Annotated in this window: 18 protein-coding genes; 7 read left to right on the forward strand and 11 right to left on the reverse strand. The window is 70.9% G+C overall.

Going from position 1 to position 20616, the window contains the following annotated elements; translation table 11 throughout:
• Window positions 1–80: 80 nt before the first annotated feature.
• Together ACZ48Z_RS23755 and ACZ48Z_RS23760 are read right to left on the reverse strand one after the other, a co-directional pair.
• Window positions 81–1118, reverse strand: a complete 1038-nt coding sequence (locus ACZ48Z_RS23755; RefSeq protein WP_468737868.1) for a LacI family DNA-binding transcriptional regulator — start codon at window positions 1116–1118, stop codon at window positions 81–83.
• Window positions 1115–3523 carry a glycoside hydrolase family 2 protein gene (locus ACZ48Z_RS23760; protein ID WP_468737869.1) on the reverse strand — a complete coding sequence of 803 codons (2409 nt, stop codon included), beginning with the start codon at window positions 3521–3523 and terminating at the stop codon, window positions 1115–1117. The genes ACZ48Z_RS23755 and ACZ48Z_RS23760 overlap by 4 nt, the downstream gene beginning before the upstream one ends.
• A 163-nt stretch (window positions 3524–3686) precedes the next feature.
• Here ACZ48Z_RS23760 and ACZ48Z_RS23765 point away from each other — a divergent pair, with 163 nt between their 5' ends.
• The 3 genes from ACZ48Z_RS23765 to ACZ48Z_RS23775 are packed head-to-tail and all read left to right on the forward strand — an operon-like array spanning window position 3687 to window position 6768.
• Complete coding sequence (locus ACZ48Z_RS23765) at window positions 3687–5000, forward strand: ABC transporter substrate-binding protein (RefSeq protein WP_468737870.1); 1314 nt, start codon at window positions 3687–3689, stop codon at window positions 4998–5000.
• Window positions 5000–5941, forward strand: a complete 942-nt coding sequence (locus tag ACZ48Z_RS23770; RefSeq protein ID WP_468737871.1) for a carbohydrate ABC transporter permease — start codon at window positions 5000–5002, stop codon at window positions 5939–5941. The genes ACZ48Z_RS23765 and ACZ48Z_RS23770 overlap by 1 nt, the downstream gene beginning before the upstream one ends.
• A complete protein-coding gene (locus ACZ48Z_RS23775; RefSeq protein WP_468737872.1) occupies window positions 5938–6768 on the forward strand; it encodes a carbohydrate ABC transporter permease in 831 nt (276 codons plus the stop codon). Before ACZ48Z_RS23770 ends, ACZ48Z_RS23775 begins: the two co-directional genes overlap by 4 nt.
• Window positions 6769–6847: 79 nt before the next feature.
• Here the strand turns inward: ACZ48Z_RS23775 and ACZ48Z_RS23780 are convergent, their stop codons facing one another.
• The 3 genes from ACZ48Z_RS23780 to ACZ48Z_RS23790 form a co-directional block, all read right to left on the reverse strand.
• The gene (locus tag ACZ48Z_RS23780; protein ID WP_468737873.1) at window positions 6848–8128 is read right to left on the reverse strand and encodes an HRDC domain-containing protein; all 1281 of its coding nucleotides are present in this window, start codon (window positions 8126–8128) and stop codon (window positions 6848–6850) included.
• Window positions 8129–8261: 133 nt separating this feature from the next.
• Window positions 8262–8924: a response regulator transcription factor gene (locus tag ACZ48Z_RS23785; protein WP_328751191.1), complete on the reverse strand. Its 663-nt coding sequence runs from the start codon at window positions 8922–8924 to the stop codon at window positions 8262–8264.
• A 238-nt stretch (window positions 8925–9162) separates the two neighbouring features.
• Complete coding sequence (locus tag ACZ48Z_RS23790) at window positions 9163–9831, reverse strand: DUF3000 domain-containing protein (protein WP_468737874.1); 669 nt, start codon at window positions 9829–9831, stop codon at window positions 9163–9165.
• A gap of 116 nt (window positions 9832–9947) precedes the next feature.
• Between ACZ48Z_RS23790 and hemE the strand changes: the two genes are divergently transcribed.
• Window positions 9948–11015 carry a uroporphyrinogen decarboxylase gene (gene hemE / locus ACZ48Z_RS23795; RefSeq protein ID WP_468737875.1) on the forward strand — a complete coding sequence of 356 codons (1068 nt, stop codon included), beginning with the start codon at window positions 9948–9950 and terminating at the stop codon, window positions 11013–11015.
• Between the two features lies 1 nt (window position 11016).
• Here hemE and ACZ48Z_RS23800 read toward each other — a convergent pair whose 3' ends face one another.
• Window positions 11017–11844, reverse strand: a complete 828-nt coding sequence (locus ACZ48Z_RS23800; RefSeq protein WP_468738044.1) for a rhomboid family intramembrane serine protease — start codon at window positions 11842–11844, stop codon at window positions 11017–11019.
• Window positions 11845–11979: 135 nt separating this feature from the next.
• Here ACZ48Z_RS23800 and ACZ48Z_RS23805 point away from each other — a divergent pair, with 135 nt between their 5' ends.
• Window positions 11980–12306: a hypothetical protein gene (locus ACZ48Z_RS23805; RefSeq protein ID WP_468737876.1), complete on the forward strand. Its 327-nt coding sequence runs from the start codon at window positions 11980–11982 to the stop codon at window positions 12304–12306.
• A 19-nt stretch (window positions 12307–12325) separates the two neighbouring features.
• On the opposite strand, the gene ACZ48Z_RS23810 is transcribed toward ACZ48Z_RS23805, so the two are convergent.
• Window positions 12326–13723 (reverse strand): FAD-dependent oxidoreductase, encoded by a 1398-nt coding sequence (locus tag ACZ48Z_RS23810; RefSeq protein ID WP_468737877.1) that lies wholly within the window; start codon window positions 13721–13723, stop codon window positions 12326–12328.
• Between the two features lie 27 nt (window positions 13724–13750).
• On the reverse strand, window positions 13751–14755 hold the full coding sequence (locus ACZ48Z_RS23815; protein WP_468737878.1) for a DUF4349 domain-containing protein: 1005 nt from the start codon (window positions 14753–14755) through the stop codon (window positions 13751–13753).
• A 157-nt stretch (window positions 14756–14912) separates the two neighbouring features.
• Here ACZ48Z_RS23815 and hemG point away from each other — a divergent pair, with 157 nt between their 5' ends.
• Window positions 14913–16352 (forward strand): protoporphyrinogen oxidase, encoded by a 1440-nt coding sequence (gene hemG, locus ACZ48Z_RS23820; protein ID WP_468737879.1) that lies wholly within the window; start codon window positions 14913–14915, stop codon window positions 16350–16352.
• A 4-nt stretch (window positions 16353–16356) separates the two neighbouring features.
• Window positions 16357–17088: a hydrogen peroxide-dependent heme synthase gene (hemQ, locus tag ACZ48Z_RS23825; protein WP_468737880.1), complete on the forward strand. Its 732-nt coding sequence runs from the start codon at window positions 16357–16359 to the stop codon at window positions 17086–17088.
• A gap of 14 nt (window positions 17089–17102) precedes the next feature.
• Here the strand turns inward: hemQ and ACZ48Z_RS23830 are convergent, their stop codons facing one another.
• The 3 genes from ACZ48Z_RS23830 to ACZ48Z_RS23840 form a co-directional block, all read right to left on the reverse strand.
• Entirely contained in the window at window positions 17103–18707 is a 1605-nt protein-coding gene (locus ACZ48Z_RS23830) for an alpha/beta hydrolase (protein WP_468737881.1), read from the reverse strand.
• 116 nt (window positions 18708–18823) lie between these two features.
• On the reverse strand, window positions 18824–19627 hold the full coding sequence (locus tag ACZ48Z_RS23835; protein ID WP_468737882.1) for a TIGR04222 domain-containing membrane protein: 804 nt from the start codon (window positions 19625–19627) through the stop codon (window positions 18824–18826).
• A gap of 104 nt (window positions 19628–19731) precedes the next feature.
• The gene (locus ACZ48Z_RS23840; RefSeq protein ID WP_468737883.1) at window positions 19732–20514 is read right to left on the reverse strand and encodes a DUF4142 domain-containing protein; all 783 of its coding nucleotides are present in this window, start codon (window positions 20512–20514) and stop codon (window positions 19732–19734) included.
• Between the last annotated feature and the right edge of the window lie 102 nt (window positions 20515–20616).

Raw genomic sequence — 20616 nt, forward strand, 5'->3', positions numbered from 1 at the left:
GCCGCGCTGAGCGCGCGCTCAGGTCCATGCTACTTGCGGGTAATGTACCTGCACACCCCTGGAGCCCGGAGCGGCGAAGGTCACACCGCGGGAGGCGCCGTGGAACCCCGTGGCGTCAGTACGGGAGTGGGCACCGGATGCGATCCCGGACCCTCTCCGGTGATGACGCCGAACAGGGTACGGGCCACGTCCGCACCGAATCCGTGCACGTCATGGCTCATCGCGGAGAGCGTGGGGTGGGTGAGCCGGCAGAGCTGGGAGTCGTCCCAGGCGAGCAGGGAGACGTCTCGCGGCACGTTCAGGCCCATCTCCGCGGCGACCGACAACCCGGCGACCGCCATGATGTCGTTGTCATAGACGATCGCCGTCGGCCGGTCCTGCGATGCCGCGGTCAGCAGTGACCGGGTGGCCCGCGCGCCGGCCTCTCCCGAGTAGTCGGTGGTGACCTGCCAGGCCCCCGCCAGCTCCAGCGTCCTCGCGGCCTCGTCGAACGCCGCCGTGCGGGTCGCCGTGTGCCCCAGGGCGGCCGCACCGCCCACCCGGGCGACCCGCCGGTGTCCCAGCGCCGCGAGATACCGCACGGCCTCCGTCACGGCGGTGGCGTCGTCGGTCCACACCGAGGTCAGGGTCCCGGTGAACGAGGGGTGCCCCACGGCCACCACCGGCATCCCCAGCCGCTCGGCCGCCGCGACGCGCGGGTCGTCCGCCCGGAAGTCGACCAGGATCGACCCGCCGATCTGCCGTCCCCGCCACCACGTCTCCTGGAGGCCGACCTCCTCCTCCACGTTCCGCACGAGCCGCAGCAGCAGCGAGCAGTTCCGCTCGATCAGCACGCTCTCCACGCCCGACACGAACTCCATGTAGAAGGGTTCGAGCCCCAGCAGCCGCGCCGGCCGGCAGATCGCGAGCCCCACGACGTCCACCCGCGACCCGGCCAGCGTCCGTGCCGTGAGGTTCGGCGCCCAGCCCAGCTCGCGCGCGGCCCGGAAGATCCGCTCCCGGGTCGGCTCCGACAGCCCCGGCTTGTGGTTGAAGGCCAGCGACACGGCCCCCTTGGACACACCGGCGCGCGCGGCGACGTCCTTGATGGTGACGCGAGAGGCCGGCTGGGCTGTCATCGGCTGGGCTCCAGGCAGTACAGGGCGGCTCGGGCGGCGTCCGCATCAGGAGTCTCCCAGCCGCTCACCCCGATGGTCACCCGTTCCCCGGGCAGCAGCGTCACCAGCCCCCGGTCGGCCCGCGCCGCCGGATCCAGCCGGTCGGCCTGGAGCAGCAGATCCCGTACGAGGGTCCGGGCCGTCACCGTCACGGCACCTGGCGCGACCGACACGTCGAACTCGGGCCGGGGGTAGGGGATGTCACGGTCCGGCGAGGGAAAGTGCAGTGCCCGCAACCCATCCGGCACCCGGCCCGCCCCGCCGAGCCCGCCCGCGTCCGCCACCAGGAACTCCTTGGGTCCCGCAGGCACCAGTTCGGGCGGCACGGCCACCTCGGCGACGGCCCGTCGGTCCGCATGGAAGGGCACCTCGGTCTCGTCGATCGTCTCACCCTCGACCGACATGCGCCGCAGCCGAAGTACCCCCGCCCACGGCTCGCCCGCCTGGTTCACCACCGCCAACACCGTCCGCCGACCCCGCACTTGTACCGTCAGCATCCGGTCCGCGTACAGTCGCCGCAGCTCGTGGTAGAGCGGCTTCTCCCGCCCGTCCCCGTCGATCGCCGCCCAACTGGTCACCGGCCAGCAGTCGTTGAGCTGCCACACCACCGTCCCCGCGCACACCGGCCAGTGGGACCGCCAGTGCTCGATCCCGGTGGCCACGGCCCGTGCCTGGTTGACCTGCATGAGGTAGTGCCAGCGGTCGAAGTCCCCGTGCGGCACGGGGAAATGCCGGGCCAGCCCCCGCTCCAGCTTTCCGTTCCCGTCGTCCGCCTTCTGGTGGTGCAGCACACCGGGGGAGTCCGGAGCCAGCTCCTCCCCGGCCATCGCTCGCGCCAGCGTGGCGTGGGCGGGCGGCGCCTGCCATCCGAACTCGGCCACGAAGCGCGGCACTTCACTCCGGTACTCGGCGTAGTCCTCCCGGTTCCACACCTCCCACGAGTGGTGCGTCCCGTGCGCGGGGTCGTTCGGATGGTGCTCCCACGACCCGGACCAGGGGCTGCCCGCCGAGTAGGGCCGTGTCGGATCCAACTCGGCCACCACCCGCGGCAGTACGCCCAGGTAGTACCCCTCGCCCCAGGAGTCCCCGGCGAGCCGCGTCTCCCAGTCCCAGTCCCGGAACCCCCACAGGTTCTCGTTGTTGCCGTTCCACAGCACGAGCGAGGGATGCGGCATCAGCCGTACGACGTTCTCCCGGGCCTCCGCCTCCACCTCACCCCGCAGCGGCTGCTCCTCGGGATAGGCCGCGCAGGCGAACGGGAAGTCCTGCCAGACCAGCAGCCCCAGTTCGTCGCAGGCGTCGTAGAAGTCCTCGCTCTCGTAGATCCCGCCGCCCCAGACCCGCACCAGGTCCACACCGGCGCCGGCCGCCTGCCGCAGCCGCTCCCGGTACCGCTCGCGGGTGATCCGGGAGGGGAACACGTCGTCCGGGATCCAGTTCACGCCGCGCGCGAAGATCCGCTCGCCGTTGACGACCAGGGTGAACCCGCTGCCGTGCTCGTCGGCCGAGCGGTCCAGTTCGACGGTCCTGAAGCCCACCCGGCGCTGCCACACGTCAAGCGGCCCGTCCTCGTCGAGCAGTGTCAACTCGACGTCGTACAGCGGCTGTTCACCGTATCCGCGCGGCCACCACCGTCGCGCGTCCGGCACCTGAAGCCGTACGGTCCCCGAGGTCCCGTCGATCGCGGCGCGCGCCCGCACCCCGCCCACCGAGGCCTCGACCGTCAGGGGCGCCTCGACCTGGGCCCGCTCGACGTCCACGGCCAACTCCACGACGCCCGTGCCCTCCTGGACGGTCACCAGGGGCCGCACCCGGGCGATCCGGGCCGTCGACCACCGCTCCAGGCGCACCGGCCGCCAGATCCCGGCGGTCACCAGCGTGGGCCCCCAGTCCCAGCCGAACGAGCACGCCATCTTGCGGATGTACTGGTACGGCTCGGCGTACGCGCCGGGCCGTTCACCCAGCTTCCCGCGCATCGCCTCGGCCTCCGCGTAGGCGGAGACGAACCGCACGCTCAGCCGCCCCGACAGGCCGGTCACGTCGAAGCGGTACGAGCGGTGCATGTTCCGTGTCCGGCCCAGCAGTTGACCGTCCAGCTGGATTTCGGCCGCGGTGTCCAGTCCGTCGAAGACGAGGTCGGTCTGCTCGTGCCCGTTCGCGGGAGCCAGGTCGGTCTCGTAGGTCCACTCCCGCCGTCCCACCCACGCGACCTCGGTCTCGTTGCGGCCGAGAAAGGGATCCGGGATCACTCCGGCCGCCAGCAGATCGGTGTGCACGCAGCCCGGCACGACGGCCGGGAGTTCGTCCACGGTGCCGTCGGAGTGGCGCAGGATCCATCCCTCGGTGAGCGGTGTGGCCTGAAGCATGTACACACTCCCTAAACCGATCAAGTTCTGTGCTGCGGACACTTTTTGACGTCGTTGGCATCGTTGGCGAGATAGGGACTTTACCGGTTAAGAAAACGTTGTCAGAGTTCCGAACCAGCCAACCCGCTCGTGCTCGTCCGCCCCGTGAACGGAGCTGATGCACATGAACCGCCGTACAGTCCTGGCCATGGCCGTGGGTGCCGCCCTGCTGATCCCCGGGTGCACCGGCACCGGAGGGTCCTCGAAGGGAGCCGACGCCAAGGCCGCCGACGACCCGTCGAAGGTCACCGGAACCATCAAGGTCCTCACCGTCCGCACCGACCTCGTGCAGGACGGCACGCTGAAGAAGTACGCCGCCGAGTTCAACAAGACCTATCCGAAGGTCAAGGTCGAGTTCGAGGGCATCACGGACTACGAGGCCGAGGTCAAGATCCGTATGAACACCGAGAACTACGGTGATGTGCTGCTGATCCCGGCCGTCATCAAGAAGACCGACTACCCGAGGTTCTTCGCCTCGCTCGGCACCCAGCAGGAGCGCGAGAAGAAGTACCGCTTCACCGACTTCACCACCGTCGGCGGCAAGGTCTACGGGCAGAGCCCCGTCGCCGTGAGCCCCGGGTTCGTCTACAACAAGCGGATCTGGAAGGAGGCCGGCGTCACCGAATGGCCCACCACCCCGGCCGAGTTCGTCGCCGACCTCAAGGCCATCAAGGCGAAGACCGACGCGATCCCGTACTACACCAACTTCTCGGCCGGCTGGACGCTGTCGCAGTGGACGCAGGTCGACGGCGCGGTGACCTGTGACCCGAAGGCGACCGACAAACTCGCCGAGGGCGACCCCTGGGCGAAGGGCGCGGACCTGCGCGTCGGCGACCAGCTCCTGTACGACATCGTCCACGAGGGACTGATCGAGAAGGACCCGACGACCAGCAACTGGGAGGAGTCCAAGCCCCGCACCGCCAAGGGCGAGATCGCCACGCAGTGGCTCGGCACCTGGGCGATCGTGCAGTTCCAGGACGCCGCGAAGAAGGCCGGCGCGAACCCGGACGACATCGGCTTCATGCCCTTCCCGGCCCAGACGGGCGGGAAGTTCTGCGCGACCATCGGCCCCGACTACAACCAGGCGGTCAACGTCCACTCCAAGTACAAGGAGGCGGCCCGCGCCTGGATCGACTGGTTCACCGACAAGTCCACCTACGTCGAGGACAACCTCGCCCTTCCCCCGGTCAAGGACGCCCCGCTGCCGTCGGTCCTCAAGCCGTACGAGGACCAGGGCGTGAAGTTCATCGAACTGGACGACGCCCAGGGCGCGAAGGTCAAGCAGATCGACAACGACTCCGAGGTCGGGATCTTCGCCCCGGAGTACCGCCAGAAACTGGTCGACCTCGCCCGCGGCGCCCGCAAGGGCAGCCTCGACGACTTCCTCGCCGACCTCAGCGAGCGCTGGACGGACAGCCAGAAGAACCTGGGGTCCTGATGACGGACACCACACAGAAGGCGGCCGTGGAGGTGATCCCGGCCGCCCCCGTCCCGGCACCGCCCTCGCGTCGCACCCGCGTCTGGCAGGGCGTCACGCCCTGGCTGTTCCTGATCGCCCCGCTCGCCCTGCTGGTCACCTTCACCTACGCGCCGCTCCTCAACATGATCGCGTACAGCTTCACCGACTGGGACGGCGTGAGCCCCGTCCTGCACTACACGGGCGCCGAGAACTACCAGGAGGTCTTCACCCGCCCCGACCTCTTCGAGGTGTTCTGGGTCAGCGGCTACTACCTCGCCGCCTCCGTGGTCCAGATCGTCCTCGCGCTCTACTTCGCGACGATCCTGAGCTTCGACGTCCGTTTCCGGAACTTCTTCAAGGGCGTGCTCTTCTTCCCGTACCTGATCAACGGGGTCGCGATCGGCTTCGTGTTCCTCTACTTCTTCCAGGACGGCGGCACCCTCGACTCGGTGCTGAGCCTGATCGGGGTGAAGACCGACCACGCCTGGCTCGGCACCCCGGGCTCCGCGAACACCTCGCTGGCCGGAGTCTCCGTCTGGCGCTACCTCGGCCTGAACTTCGTCCTGTTCCTGGGCGCGATCCAGTCCATCCCGGGGGAGCTGTACGAGGCGGCCGAGCTGGACGGCGCGAACCGCTGGCACCAGTTCCGCCACATCATCGCGCCGGGCATCAAGCCCGTCCTGACCCTGACGGTGATCCTCTCGATCTCCGGCTCGCTCTCGGTCTTCGAGATCCCGTACATCATGACCGGCGGCGCGACCGGCACCGAGACCTTCGTGATCCAGACGGTCAACCTGGCGTTCCGCTTCAACAAGACGGGCCTGGCCTCGGCGGCCGCCATCGTCCTCCTGCTGATCATCCTGCTGGTGACCTGGGTGCAGCGGCGCCTGGTCCCCGACGACAAGGTGGACCTCGTATGACGCGCCGTACGGTCGTCCGCACCCTCGTCTACGTGTCGCTCATCGCCGCGACCGTGGTCGTCCTGCTCCCGCTCCTGGTCGTCCTGCTCACCTCCCTCAAGACGGAGAAGGAGATGGCGAACACCGGCGGCGCCCTGGACCTGCCCCACGACCTGCTGAACTTCCACAACTACGTGACGGCGTTCCAGGACGGCGAGATGCTGACCGCCTTCACCAACACGGCGATCATCCTGCTGGTCTCCATCGGCGGCACCGTTCTCATCGGCTCGATGACGGCCTACGCCATCGACCGCTTCACCTTCCGCTTCAAGAAGCTGGTGGTGGTGCTCTTCCTGACAGCGGCCCTGGTTCCCGGCGTCACGACCCAGGTGGCGACGTTCCAGATCGTCAACAGCTTCGGCATGTTCGACAGTCTCTGGGCGCCGATCGCCCTCTACATGGGCACGGACATCGTCTCGATCTACATCTTCCTGCAGTTCGTCCGTTCGATCCCGGTCTCGCTGGACGAATCGGCGCGCCTGGACGGAGCCAACGCCTTCACGATCTACCGAAAGATCATCTTCCCGCTGCTGAAGCCGGCCATAGCAACCGTGGTCATAGTGAAGGGGATCACCGTATACAACGACTTCTACATCCCCTTCCTCTACATGCCCTCGGAAGATCTTGGCGTGATCTCGACGTCGCTGTTCCGCTTCAGAGGCCCCTACGCGGCCCACTGGGAGGTCATTTCGGCAGGAGCGGTGCTGGTGATCCTGCCGACCCTGATCGTCTTCCTGAGCTTGCAGCGCTTCATCTACAACGGCTTCATGAGGGGCGCGACCAGGTGACTCCCCCGGGGCGCGGGGAACCGGGCCACCGACCTCAGCCGACCCGCAGCCGCCGTGGCCGGAGAAATCCCCACGGCGGCTAGGCGGACAGCGCAGCCACCAGCACAGGCGTCACCTGCTCCACCTGCCAGGCCCGAGCGCCGAATCCCGCCAACGCCTCGCTGATCGACTCGGCGGTCACCTCCGTCGGCGGCTCCCAGCAGACCCGCCGCACGGTGTCCGGAGTGATCAGGTTCTCCTGAGGCATGTTGAGGCTCTCGGCCAGCGCGGACACAGCCGCACGAGCCGCAGACAACCGAGCGGCAGCGGCAGGGTCCTTGTCGGCCCAGGCGCGCGGCGGCGGAGGCCCCGTCACCGGCTGACCGGGCTGCGGCAACTGCGCCTCGGTGAGGGCCTTGGCCCGGTCGACGGCCGCCTGCCACTGGTCCAGCTGGCGCCGGCCCATCCGATGCCCGAACCCGTTCAGCGCGGCCAGCGCGTGCACGTTCACCGGAAGTGCGAGCGCCGCCTCGACGATCGCCGTGTCGGACAGCACCTTGCCCGGCGACACGTCCCGCCGCTGGGCGATCCGGTCCCGCGTCTCCCACAGTTCCCGCACGACACCGAGCTGCCGACGCCGTCGCACCTTGTGCATCCCGGACGTGCGGCGCCAGGGGTCCTTGCGGGGCTCGGCCGGCGGCGCGGCCGCGATCGCCTCGAACTCCTGCAGCGCCCACTCCAGCTTGCCCTGCCGGTCCAGTTCCTTCTCCAGCGCGTCCCGCAGATCGACGAGAAGTTCCACGTCGAGGGCGGCGTAGCGCAGCCACGGCTCGGGCAGCGGACGGGTCGACCAGTCGACGGCCGAGTGGCCCTTCTCCAGTACGAAGCCCAGCACGCTCTCGACCATCGCGCCGAGCCCCACCCGGGGGAATCCGGCGATCCGCCCGGCCAGCTCGGTGTCGAAGATGCGCGAGGGAACCATGCCTATCTCGCGCAGACAGGGCAGATCCTGGGTGGCGGCGTGCAGCACCCACTCCACACCGGAGAGTGCCTCGCCGAGCGCCGACAGGTCGGGACAGGCCACGGGGTCGATGAGCGCGGTGCCCGCGCCCGCGCGGCGCAGCTGCACGAGATAGGCGCGCTGTCCGTAGCGGTAGCCGGACGCCCGCTCGGCGTCGACGGCGACAGGTCCGGAACCTGCGGCGAACGCGGCGACGGCCTCGGCCAACGCGTCCGCGTCGGCGATCACGGGCGGAATGCCCTCGCGCGGCTCCAGCAGAGGGATCGGCGCCTCCGCTGCAGAAGATCCGCCATCGTCCGGAGGGCCGCCTCCGGTGGTTCGCAGTGAAATGTCTGCTGCGGTCTCTTGGGCGTCGGTCACATGTCAAGGGTATCTGTGTATGGACAGCGCCTGCCGACGGAACGTTCCGTCGGCAGGCGCCTGAGGGTCGTAAACCAGTCAGCCCGGTGAAAGCTCTGGTTCACGTCCGTGAACAGCGAGGCTCGCGAGAGCCTCAGTGGATGATGCCGGTACGGAGAGCCACCGCCACCATGCCGGCACGGTCTCCCGTGCCGAGCTTGCGGGCGATCCGGGCGAGGTGGCTCTTGACGGTCAGGGCGGACAGCCCCATCGAGACACCGATCGCCTTGTTGGACTGCCCTTCGGCCACCAGCCGCAGCACCTCGACCTCACGGCCGGAGAGCTCGCGGTAGCCGCCCGGGTGGCTCGGGGAACCCGGGGGGCGGCGGTGCATACGGGCGGCGGCGGCGCCGATGGGTGCGGCGCCCGGTCGGGTGGGGAGCCCGAGGTTGGTCCGGGTGCCGGTGACGACGTAGCCCTTGACGCCGCCCGCGAGGGCGTTGCGTACGGCGCCGATGTCGTCGGCCGCGGAGAGGGCGAGGCCGTTGGGCCAGCCCGCCGCGCGGGTCTCGGACAGCAGGGTCAGGCCGGAGCCGTCGGGGAGATGGACATCGGCGATGCAGATGTCGCGGGGGTTGGCGATTCTGGGACGGGCCTCCGCCACGGACGAGGCCTCGATGACATCGCGCACACCGAGCGCCCAGAGATGACGGGTGACGGTGGAGCGGACACGTGGGTCGGCCACGACCACCATGGCGGTGGGCTTGTTCGGGCGATAGGCGACCAGGCTTGCGGGCTGCTCGAGGAGAACGGACACCGGGCCTCCTGGGGTGCGGGACGGCTTGGAAGGTCACAGACGTCTTCGGCACCGGACCCGGCGTCCTTTAGAGAATGATCACGATCTAGTGAGTAACAATTAGTGCAATTCGGACGTACGGTCGATCGTTCGGTGAACACATCGGTTCGTTCGACGGTTCACTCCTGACTGAAAGTGGCCGTATCGACAAATTGATGCGCCGGACGGGTGGACGGATTCCTGCCCGTGCACCGGTCCGTCAGCGCGCCTGGGGGTCCCGGCGCTGCGGCAGCGTCACCACCGACGCGTCGCCCGGGCCGGCCGGGGGCAGACCCGCGACCTGGGCCAGCAGATCGCACCAGGAGACCAGATGCGCCCCCATGTCCGGCACCCCGCCCAGGCCCTCACGGGGCGTCCAGGAGGCACGGATCTCGATCTGCGAGGCAGCGGGCCGCTCGGACAGACCGCCGAAGTAGTGCGAGCTCGCCCGCGTCACGGTGCCGCTCGGTTCGCCGTACGACAGCCCGCGCGCCGCCAGGGCGCCCGTCAGCCAGGACCAGCACACGTCGGGCAGCAGCGGATCGGCGGCCATCTCCGGCTCCAGCTCCGCGCGCACCAGCGTCACCAGCCGGAAGGTGCCCCGCCAGGCGTCGTGCCCGTCCGGGTCGTGCAGCAGCACCAGCCGGCCGTCGGCGAGGTCCTGGTCGCCGTCGACGACGGTGGCCTCCAGGGCGTACGCGTGCGGGGCGAGCCGCTGCGGTGCCCGCGTCGACTCGATCTCGATCTGCGGCCGCAGCCGACTGGTGCGCAGTGCCTGAACCGCGGCCTGGAAGGCCGGTGGAGCCGCACCGCTCCCCTCCCGGTCTCCCGCTTTCGCGTCGTCCATCCCACCCGTGCCGTCCGACAGTCGTTCCTGAGCCGCAGCCATGCGGGAAGGTTAAAGGGAACCGGGGCCCGGTGCGCTCCTAGACACCCGCACTTCGGCGTACGTGGCACAGCCCACGCCCCGTCAAAGCCGCACCGGCGCCATGCAAGACTTGCCCCGTGAGCGCCAACGAGAGCCCCGCGGGCAAGCCGCCGACAGCCACGTACGAATCCGCCTTCCTCAAGGCATGCCGGCGCGAACCCGTGCCGCACACCCCCGTCTGGTTCATGCGGCAGGCCGGGCGCTCACTTCCGGAGTACCGCAAGGTCCGCGAGGGCATCCCGATGCTCGAGTCCTGCACGCGGCCCGAGCTGGTCACCGAGATCACCCTCCAGCCGGTCCGCCGCCACAACGTGGACGCGGCGATCTACTTCAGCGACATCGTCGTCCCGCTCAAGGCCATCGGCATCGACCTCGACATCAAGCCCGGCGTCGGCCCGGTCGTCGAGCGCCCCATCCGTACCCGTGCCGACCTGGCACAGCTGCGCGACCTCACCCCCGAGGACGTCTCCTACGTCACCGAGGCCATTGGCCTGCTGACCCGCGAGCTCGGGTCGACCCCCCTCATCGGATTCGCCGGCGCACCTTTCACCCTCGCGAGTTACCTCGTGGAGGGCGGACCGTCGCGCACGTACGAGAACGCCAAGGCGATGATGTACGGCGACCCCGAGCTCTGGGCCGACCTGCTCGACCGTCTCGCCGACATCACGGCCGCCTTCCTCAAGGTCCAGATCGAGGCCGGCGCCTCCGCGGTCCAGCTCTTCGACTCGTGGGCCGGCGCCCTCGCCCCCGTCGACTACCGGCGCTCGGTACTGCCCGCCTCCGCAAAGGTGTTCGACGCGGTCGCCGGATACGGCGTCCCGCGCATCCACTTCGGCGTCGGCACCGGTGAACTGCTCCGCCTCATGGGCGAGGCCGGCGCGGACGTCGTCGGCGTCGACTGGCGCGTCCCGCTCGACGAGGCCGCCCGCCGTGTGGGCCCCGGCAAGGCGCTCCAGGGCAACATCGACCCGACGGTCCTGTTCGCGTCCACGGCGGCGGTCGAGGCCAAGGCCCGCGAGGTCCTGGAGTCGGCCGAGGGCCTGGAGGGCCACGTCTTCAACCTCGGCCACGGCGTCATGCCGGCCACCGACCCGGACGCGCTGACCCGGCTCGTGGAGTACGTCCACACCCGCACCGCGCGCTGAGTCACCACGTGTGCCGGGGCCGCGCCCTCCTGCCGAACAGCAGGCCGCGCGGTTCCGGCGGCGGGGGAGTGCCCGCCTTGAGCGGCCAGGCGAGCAGCATGCCGACGAGGAAGCCCACGACGTGCGCCGCGTACGCCACCGTGCCCGCCGCGGAGACGCCCTCGCCGGACGAGTACACCGCCTGGAGCACGAACCAGAAGCCCAGCACCAGCCAGGCGGGCAGCCTGAGCGGCAGGAACACCAGGAACGGCACCAGGACCCACACCCTGGCCTTCGGGTACAGCACCAGATAGGCGCCCAGGACACCGGCGATGGCCCCGGACGCGCCGATCAGCGGGTCGCCCGAGTCGTCGTTGAGGAGCGCGAAGCCGTACGACGCCGCATAGCCGCAGACGACGTAGAACAGCGCGAAGCGCACATGGCCCATGCGGTCCTCGACGTTGTTGCCGAAGATCAGCAGGAACAGCATGTTGCCCAGCAGGTGCAGCCAGCCGCCGTGCAGGAACATCGCCGTCAGGACCGACAGCGCCGGGGACTTGTCGTAGTCCGGCGGGGCCACCACACAGCCCGTCGCGCCCTGCGCGCTCGTGCCGACGTCGCCCGTGGGGACGAGGTGCGGCATCTGGTGGTGGATCAACTCCTGCGGGATGGCCGCGTACTGGTCCAGGAACGCCTGGAGATGACAGAGCTGCGACACGCTGCTGTCGCCCGCCACGGAGCCGGCCAGGCCGGGCGTGTACAGGAAGACGAGGACGTTCGCGGCGATGAGCGCATGCGTCACCCAGGGGGTGCGGCGCACAGGGTTTATGTCATGGACGGGGATGACCACAAGGAAGTAGTGCCCGCGATGGGCCCGGCGAATCGGTGCCGTACCGGTGAACACCCGCACGCACGCGTGCGTATGACTCCTCAACCGCCCGCGGCACGGGGAAGGCGGGCCGTGGGGACTACGTGAGGAACAGCGATGAACGACCGTATTACTCCTCCGATGCACGCTCTCCCCGACGGCGAAGCCGAGCTCTCCCTGGTGGTGCGGCTGCCGTGGGAGGACGTGGCCAGGCTCGGTCAGGAGGCCGGGCGGCTGGCGTCCCAGATGCAGCGTCCGGTGACGCTCGACGAGGCGGTGAGCAACCGGCTCAGGTCCACCCGGTCCGCCGCCCACGCCAAGCCCGGGGGTGAACAGCCGGCCGCGATGCCCACCAGCACCAGTGCCTCCGTGTCGGCGCTGCCGCCCCGCCCACCGGCCGACCAGGCCCGCCAGGCCATCGAGCGGATCAACGGGACGGCGTAGCCCTCGGGCCCTGACGCCCTCAGGAGGAGGCCTGCACCTTCGCGGTGGCCTTTCGGGCAGCCACCAGCACCGGGTCCCACACCGGGCTGAACGGCGGCGCGTACCCCAGGTCCAGGGCCGTCATCCGCTCCACCGTCATCCCCGCAGTCAGGGCCACCGCCGCGATGTCGACCCTCTTGCCCGCGCCCTCCCTCCCGACGATCTGCACGCCGAGCAGCCGCCCCGTGCGGCGCTCGGCGAGCATCTTCACCGTCATGGAGGACGCGCCCGGGTAGTAGCCGGCGCGGCTGGTGGACTCGATCGTGACCGAGACGAACTGGAGGCCCGCCCGGCGGGCGTCCTTCTCGCGCAGCCCGGTGCGGGCGATCTCCAGGTCGCAGACCTTGCTGACCGCCGTGCCGACGACGCCGGGGAAGGTGGCGTAGCCGCCGCCCACGTTCGTGCCGATGATCTGGCCGTGCTTGTTGGCGTGGGTGCCCAGGGCGATGTGCCGCTCCTGGCCGGAGACCAGGTCGAGGACCTCCACGCAGTCGCCGCCCGCCCAGATGTCCTCGTGACCGCGCACCCGCATCCCCAGGTCGGTCAGGAGGCCGCCGTGGCTGCCCAGCGGCAGGCCGGCCGCCTTCGCGAGCGTCGTCTCCGGGCGGACGCCGATGCCGAGCACCACCACGTCCGCCGGGTACTCGCCGTCCTGCGTGGCCACCGCGCGGACCCGGCCGTCCTCGCCCGTGAGCACCTTGGTCACCTCGGCGTCGTTCACCATGGTGATGCCCATGCCCTCCATGGCCTCGTGCACCAGACGGCCCATGTCCGGGTCGAGCGTGGACATGGGTTCGCCGCCCCGGTTGAGGACCGTCACCTCGTAGTCACGGTTGATGAGGGCCTCGGCCATCTCCACACCGATGTATCCGGCCCCGACGACCACCGCTCTGCGGCCACGCGTGCGTGCCAGCGTGTCGATGAGCGCCTGGCCGTCGTCGAGGGTCTGCACCCCGTGCACACCGGCGGCGTCGGCGCCCGGCATGTCCGGGCGGATCGGACGGGCACCGGTCGCGATCACGAGCTTGTCGTACGGCGTCCAGGACTCGGCCCCGGACTCCAGGTCACGCGCGCGGACCCGCCGTCCGTCGACGTCGATCTCCAGGACCTCGGTGCGCATGCGCAGATCGATGTCGCGGGCCCGGTGCTCCTCGGGAGTACGGGCGATCAACCGGTCCCGCTCGGTGACGTCGCCGCCCACCCAGTACGGGATGCCGCACGCCGAGTAGGAGCTGAAGTGGCCCCGGTCGAACGCCACGATCCCCAGTTCGTCGGGCCCCTTCAGCCGGCGCGCCTGTGACGCCGCGGACATCCCCGCGGCGTCGGCGCCGATCACTACCAGACGTTCCCTCGTGTCCCGCGTACGGCTCATGTTCATGCGAACACGCTACGAGGGCGCGGCATTTCAGTCCTGCTCGCCCTGCCCCCGCGCGGATCCCGCCTCCGGGTCCGGGACGGGCCGTGCCGTCGGCAGCGGACCCAGCGCGGTCGAGGCGGCCACGGGAGCCGGCCGGCGCGCCAGCCGGGGCCGGATCAGCCGCAGCCACACCAGTACGAGCAGTGCGAGCCCCGCGAGGAACGGCAGCACCGCGGCCACCGCCACCACGATCCAGCGCAGCATGGTCACGAACGCGTCCCAGCCGCCCGCGAGCGCGTCGACGACACCGGGGTCGTCGTCCTCCTCGGCCTTGACGACGGGCGACTCGGACAGGGACAGCGTGATGGTGGCCAGCGTCGTGCGGTCCTTCAGGGTCGCCTGACGGGCGAGCAGCGACTCCAGGTCGGCCTGGCGGGTGCTCAGTTCACCCTCCAGGGTGACCACGTCGCTCAGCTTCGTCGCCTTGTCCATCAGCTCCCGGATCCGCGCCACGCTCGCGCGCTGCGTCGCGATCCGGCTCTCGACGTCGACGACCTGGTCGGTGACGTCCTGCGCGTTCGCGGTGCGCTCCAGGAGCTTGCCCGTGCCCTGCAGGTCGGTGAGGACCTCGTCGTACTTCTCGACGGGCACCCGCAGCACGACCTGTGTCTGCTCCGCACCCTCCTCGTCGCGGGAGGTGGACTCCTTGCCGACGAAACCGCCCGCGTTCTCGGTGCTGGTGCGGGCCGCGGCGAGCGCCTTCGGCACGTTCTTGACCTGCACGGTCAGCGTGGCGGTGCGGATGATGTGGTTCGCGGCGGCCTGGGGTGCGGCGGTGGCCTGCTTGCCGCCGGCGCTGTCCTCGGCGCCGGCCGCGCCCTTCGCCTCGCTCTGCGCGGCCTTGTCGTCGGACAGGGCGCTGCCGCCGTCGCTGCTGGAGTTGGCGCCCCCGCTGCACCCGGTCAGCGCGAGAGCCGTGGCCAGCAGGAGCCCGGCCAGGGTCTGGACGGGACGTACGGAACGGCGTGAACGTCGTGAACGTGATGTGGGCATGGGCGTTCCCCCGAGAGTCGTGGACAACTGACGCTCCTTCGACGCCGGAGTGGTCGCGAACGTTGGAGTCCGGTGGTTCCGATGCGGTCACGGTCGGGACTCGTGAAGGACACCGGGCCGCCGGTGGCCTGTCAGTGGGGTCTGAGAGGCTGGGGCCATGAGCGGATCACAGGTGGTCGTCGTCGGAGCCGGCATCGCGGGACTGGCCGCGGCCCACCGACTGCTGCAGCGCGGCGCGCGCGTCACCGTGCTGGAGGCGTCGGACCGCGTCGGCGGCAAGCTGCTGCCCGGCGAGATCGCGGGCGCGCGCGTGGACCTCGGCGCCGAGTCGATGCTGGCCCGCAGACCGGAGGCGGTGGCCCTCGCGCGTGAGGTGGGCCTCGACGAGCGCCTTCAGCCGCCCGCCACCGCGACGGCCTCGATCTGGACCCGCGGTGCCCTGCGTCCCATGCCCAAGGGCCACGTCATGGGCGTCCCCGGCACCGCCGACGCGCTGGCCGGAGTGTTGTCCGACGAGGGGCTCGCCCGCATCGGGCAGGACGCCGAGCTGCCCCGCACCGAGGTCGGCGACGATGTGGCCGTCGGCGAGTACGTGGCGGCGCGTCTGGGCCGCGAGGTCGTCGACCGCCTCATCGAACCCCTCCTCGGCGGCGTGTACGCGGGCGACGCGTACCGCATCTCGATGCGCTCGGCGGTCCCGCAGCTCTTCCAGGTCGCCAGGACCCACACCTCGCTCACCGAGGGCGTCCGAGAGATCCAGGCCAAGATGGCGGCCAACCAGCAGACCGGCCCGGTGTTCACGGGCATCCGGGGCGGCGTGGGCACCCTCCCGCTCGCCGTTGCCGACTCGGTCCGCGCGCGCGGCGGCGAGATCGTCACCGGCGCCCCGGTGACCGAGCTGCGCCGCGAGGCGTCCGGCGGCTGGAGGGTCGTGGCCGGGGACCGAGTCCTGCACGCCGACGCCGTGATCGTCGCAGCCCCCGCCCCGGCCGCCGCCGGACTCCTGCGCGCCGAGGCCCCCGAGGCCGCCACCGAGCTCGACACCGTCGAGTACGCGTCCATGGCCCTGGTCAGCCTCGCCTACCGCCGCTCCGACACCGCCCTCCCCGCCGGCAGCGGCTTCCTCGTCCCGCCGGTCGACGGCCGCACCATCAAGGCGGCCACCTTCGCCTCCCAGAAGTGGGGCTGGATCGCCGACGAGAACCCGGACGTCGTCGTCCTGCGCACCTCCGTCGGCCGCCACGGCGAGACGAGGATCCTGGAGCGCGACGACGCCGGCCTGGTGGACGTCTCCCGCACCGATCTGAAAGCGGCCACCGGGCTGGACGCCACCCCGCTCGACACCCGCGTCACCCGCTGGACCGACGGCCTTCCCCAGTACCCCGTCGGCCACCACGCGCGCGTGACCCGCATCCGCGAGCACGTCGCCAAGGTCCCCGGCCTCGCGCTGTGCGGCGCGCAGTACGACGGCGTGGGCATCCCGGCCTGCATCGCGAGCGCCTACGCCGCCGTGGACCAGATCGAGGGCGACCCGACCGCCGTACGGGAGCTCACGGCCAACCCGGTGCAGAGTCTGCACGGCGGAGCGGGAGAATGAGGCCATGAGCAACGACGCCCCCACCCCCGAGTCCGGCAGGGTCCCGAACAAGGGCAAGCTGGCCAAGGACCTCAACGAGGTCATCCGTTACACGCTCTGGTCCGTCTTCAAGCTGAAGGACGTGCTCCCCGAGGACCGCACGGGCTACGCCGACGAGGTCCAGGAGCTGTTCGACCAGCTCGCCGCCAAGGACGTCACCATCCGCGGCACCTACGACGTGTCCGGGCTGCGCGCCGACGCCGACGTCATGATCTGGTGGCACGCGGAGACCAGCGACCAGCTCCAGGAGGCGTACAACCTCTTCCGCCGCACGAAGCTGGGGCGCGCCCTGGAGCCCGTGTGGTCCAACATGGCACTGCACCGCCCCGCCGAGTTCAACCGCTCGCACATCCCGGCGTTCCTGGCCGACGAGAACGCGCGCGACTACGTGAGCGTCTACCCCTTCGTCCGCTCCTACGACTGGTACCTCCTGCCCGACGAGGACCGGCGCCGCATGCTCGCCGACCACGGCAAGATGGCCCGCGGCTACCCGGACGTCCGCGCCAACACCGTCGCCTCCTTCTCGCTCGGCGACTACGAGTGGATCCTCGCCTTCGAGGCCGACGAGCTCCACCGGATCGTCGACCTCATGCGCCACCTGCGCGCGTCGGAGGCCCGTATGCACGTCCGCGAGGAGGTCCCGTTCTACACGGGCCGCCGCAAGGACATCGGCGACCTCGTGGCGGGCCTCGCCTGATCAGCGAGTGCTGATCAGCGGGCGGGTTCGACGGCCGCCTCCCGGGAGCTCGGCTTCGGCTCGGGGTGCGGGGCGCACGCGGCGCGCCGCACCGGGAGGCGGCCCTCCAGCAGATAGGCGTCCAGGTATCCGTTGACGCAGGCGTTCGGGCCGCCCGCGATGCCGTGCGTGCCCGCGTCCCGCTCGGTCACCAGCACCGACCCCGACAGCCGCCGGTGCAACTGCAGGGCCCCCTCGTAGGGCGCGGCGGCATCCCGCTCCGCGGCGAGGATCAACGTCGGCGGCAACTCACCGGCCCCCGTGCGCACGTCGAGGGCTTGCTGACGTGGGGCGCTCCAGTACGCACAGGGCAGGTTCATCCACACGTTGTCCCACGTCTCGAACGGCGCCACCCGTGCCAGCCGTGTGTTGTCCCGGTCCCACACGTCCCACTCCGTCGGCCAGGGCGCGTCGTTGCACTCGACGGCCGTGTAGACGGCGCTGGAGTTCTCCGCCTCCTTCGCCGCCTCCTGGTGCGGCCCGGCCTGCTGGATCAACGGCTTCGGATCGCCCTTGAGATAGGCAGACAGGGCCTGCGCGCGATGCGGCCAGAAGTCGTCGTAGTACCCCGTCGACAGAAACGCTCCTTGCAGCTGCCCGGGTCCGACCTTCCCGCCGGCCGGTTCGGCGGCCAGCTGTGCCGCCGCCTTCTCGTAGCTGCGCAGCACCTCCTCGGCCGTGTCCCCGAGGCCGTACACGTCGTCGTGCCGGGCGACCCACTCGCGGAAGTCCGCCCAGCGCTCCTCGAACGCCGCCGACTGGTCGAGGTTGTTGCGGTACCAGACCTGCTCCGGGTCCGGGTTCACGGCCGCGTCGAACACCATCCGCCGCACATGCGAGGGGAAGAGCGTCGCGTACAGCGCGCCGAAGTAGGTCCCGTACGACGCCCCCATGAACGTCAGCCGCTGCTCGCCCAGCGCGGCCCGCAGGACGTCCAGGTCGCGGGCGTTGTTCAGGGAGGTGAAGTGCCGCAGGGCCGCGCCCGCCCGCTTCGCGCACCCGCGCGCGTAGGCCTTCGCCTGGGCGATGCGCTCCTTCTTGTACGACTGCGAGGGGTGGGCCGGCGCCTGCGTGGGGGCCGTGAAGAAGTGCTTCGGGTCCTTGCAGGACAGGGGTGCCGAGCGGCCCACCCCGCGCGGGGCGTAGCCGACGAGGTCGTAGGCCGCCGCGAGGCCCTTCCACTCGGGCAGGGCGCCGATCAGCGGGAAGTACATGCCGGAGGCTCCGGGGCCGCCCGGGTTGTAGACCAGGGCGCCCTGCCGGGGCACCCGGTGTTTGCTGTTGTGCGGGTCCTTCTGTGTGGCCCGCACCCGGCTGACGGTCAGTTTGATCTGCTTGCCGTCGGGGTGCGCGTAGTCGAGCGGGACGGACACCGTGCCGCACCGCACGGTGCCGGGCAGGTCCTCGGCCTCGGGGCAGGCGCCGAAGCGGACCCCGGCCGTCCCTGCGCGCGCGGCGGCGATGGCGGTGCCGTGCAGTTCCGCCACGCCCGGGGCGGCGGGCGCGCCTCCGGCCGGGCCTGCGGCGAGTGTGGTCAGGAGCAAGGAACCGGCGGCCGTGTAGAGGGCGGGAGCTCTCATCGGTATCCCTTCGGTGCGCGGCAGCGACAAAGGGGAAGTTTCGTTCGGGTGCGGGCGAAGGCAAGCACCGCCCCGCCGATGTCGGCCCCAATGCCTCCGTGCGCCCCCGGGCGCGCTCAGTCGCGCCGCTGCTCGCGGTGGCCCCCGAGGTGCACCTCGCCCGGGTGCTCACGGTGGGCGAAGGCCGCGCGCAGGTCCGGTTCGGCGACGGCGCTGATGCCGCGTACGGCGACGGAGGTGAGGTACGTCCGCTCGGGCGTGCCGCCGGATCGCCGGCTCAGGGCGCCGAGCAGCCGCTGACCGGCCGGGGAGGCCCAGCGCGAGTACGGGTGGACCTCCACCCGGGCGATGGCCAGGCAGCTCAGGCTCAGTGTGAGAGGCAGCGCGAACCAGAGGGCGACCAGGTGCCGAGGCATCTCCGACGGGGCCGGCGTCAGCAGCGCGACGGCGCCCAGCGCGACCACGGCCACGGCGGCCAGCCGCACCTGGCGGACCCCCGCCGCGATGCCGGACCTGGCGTTGTCGGGCACGGCGAGACCGGCGTCCACGAGCCGGTCGGCGAGGCTGCGCACCGCGTCCGCGGAGGCCGCGTCGGCGCGCACCGGCGCGATCCGGGACTGTCCCTCCGGCCCGATGGCACCGATGACGGTCCGCTCCATCTCGTCGCGCCCGCGCGGATCGACGACGGTAGCCCAGCCGGTGCGGGCGAGCAGCAGACGGTGCTGGCGGGCCATGGAGACGAGCGTCAGGTCCGCGACCCGCCGGGGGCCGCCGGACAGGAACGCGGCCTCGTACAGCGTCAGATCGTGTGCCCGGGCATCCGCGTCCGCGGCCGCCGCGTGTACGGCGGCCAGGCACAGCCGCGTACACGCGGTGCCGGTGGCGGCCCAGGCCAGCAGCAGAAGAAGAACCCAGAACATGCCGCGTTTCTATGCCAAAGGCTCCCGGAGGCGCCATGGCCTGTTCACGATCCGGACGGAGTGTTGTCGGTGTGTGACGTTCCGTTTGTCCGGAAGCGATCCGGCTACGACGGAACCGGCGCCGGGCTGGAGGCGGCCGGAGGCAGGGAGAAGGGCGTCGCGTACGGCGACGGGGTGACCGGTACGACGATGCCGGGGTCGGCCGTCGGGCCGGCCGGGGCCGGGGAGTTGACGAGTGGCGGGGCGCTGCCGGCGGCCAACTCCTGGGCCAGGGTGGCGAAGTCGACGTAGCCGGTCGCCTCCAGGACCTTGATGTGGTCCAGCACGGTGGTGTTGGCGTCGTCGGCGAGGGCGCGGACCAGGGAGTTCTGGGTGCTCGCACGGACCTGGGCGACGACCGAGAACACCCTGCCGTGCGCCAGGCGCAGGATGTTGGCGAACTGGCGGTCGTAGTCGACGCCCTGGGCCTGGTTCAGGGTGGCGAGCCACTGCTTCTGCTGGTCGCTGGGCTCGTTAGGCAGGGCGAGTCCGAGCTTCGACGCCACGTCACGCACGCGTGCGTCCAGGAAGGTGTGTCCCTCGACGAGGTGCGCGCCGGCCGTCCGTACGGCCTGGGTCGTCCCCTTCTGTTCCGCCTGCTGACCCGCGGGCAGCTCCCACAGCCCCGCCAGCCGCACCTTCGTGACGAAGTCCCGGTCCAGTGCGGAGAGCGGGCCGTACGGCGTCGTCACGGTCCCGGCGCTGAGCACGCTCAGTCCCGTGTCCGAGCGGTCGGCGTAGGTCCACATCGGGATGAGCAACGCCACGACGGTCGCCACCAGGCCGGTGATGATGACGCCGGTGCCGGTGAAGATGCCTCGCCCCTTGACGGGCGGTCGCGATCGCATGGTGCCTCCTGTTGCGGCACCGCACGCTAGGGAGTCTCAGGTGCGGGGTTGACATATTACTGCCGGGTCAACGTCAACTGCCGTACGGGAGCGAATGGTTGC

The organism is Streptomyces sp. NPDC031225 (assembly GCF_055570355.1).

Coding starts and splice junctions, on each gene's coding strand:
- ACZ48Z_RS23755 (WP_468737868.1), bottom strand. CDS start 1,118: ATGACAGCCCAGCCGGCCTCTCGCGTCACCATCAAGGACGTCGCCGCG.
- ACZ48Z_RS23760 (WP_468737869.1), bottom strand. CDS start 3,523: ATGCTTCAGGCCACACCGCTCACCGAGGGATGGATCCTGCGCCACTCC.
- ACZ48Z_RS23765 (WP_468737870.1), top strand. CDS start 3,687: ATGAACCGCCGTACAGTCCTGGCCATGGCCGTGGGTGCCGCCCTGCTG.
- ACZ48Z_RS23770 (WP_468737871.1), top strand. CDS start 5,000: ATGACGGACACCACACAGAAGGCGGCCGTGGAGGTGATCCCGGCCGCC.
- ACZ48Z_RS23775 (WP_468737872.1), top strand. CDS start 5,938: ATGACGCGCCGTACGGTCGTCCGCACCCTCGTCTACGTGTCGCTCATC.
- ACZ48Z_RS23790 (WP_468737874.1), bottom strand. CDS start 9,831: ATGGCTGCGGCTCAGGAACGACTGTCGGACGGCACGGGTGGGATGGAC.
- ACZ48Z_RS23805 (WP_468737876.1), top strand. CDS start 11,980: ATGAACGACCGTATTACTCCTCCGATGCACGCTCTCCCCGACGGCGAA.
- ACZ48Z_RS23810 (WP_468737877.1), bottom strand. CDS start 13,723: ATGAACATGAGCCGTACGCGGGACACGAGGGAACGTCTGGTAGTGATC.
- ACZ48Z_RS23815 (WP_468737878.1), bottom strand. CDS start 14,755: ATGCCCACATCACGTTCACGACGTTCACGCCGTTCCGTACGTCCCGTC.
- hemG (WP_468737879.1), top strand. CDS start 14,913: ATGAGCGGATCACAGGTGGTCGTCGTCGGAGCCGGCATCGCGGGACTG.
- hemQ (WP_468737880.1), top strand. CDS start 16,357: ATGAGCAACGACGCCCCCACCCCCGAGTCCGGCAGGGTCCCGAACAAG.
- ACZ48Z_RS23830 (WP_468737881.1), bottom strand. CDS start 18,707: ATGAGAGCTCCCGCCCTCTACACGGCCGCCGGTTCCTTGCTCCTGACC.
- ACZ48Z_RS23835 (WP_468737882.1), bottom strand. CDS start 19,627: ATGTTCTGGGTTCTTCTTCTGCTGCTGGCCTGGGCCGCCACCGGCACC.
- ACZ48Z_RS23840 (WP_468737883.1), bottom strand. CDS start 20,514: ATGCGATCGCGACCGCCCGTCAAGGGGCGAGGCATCTTCACCGGCACC.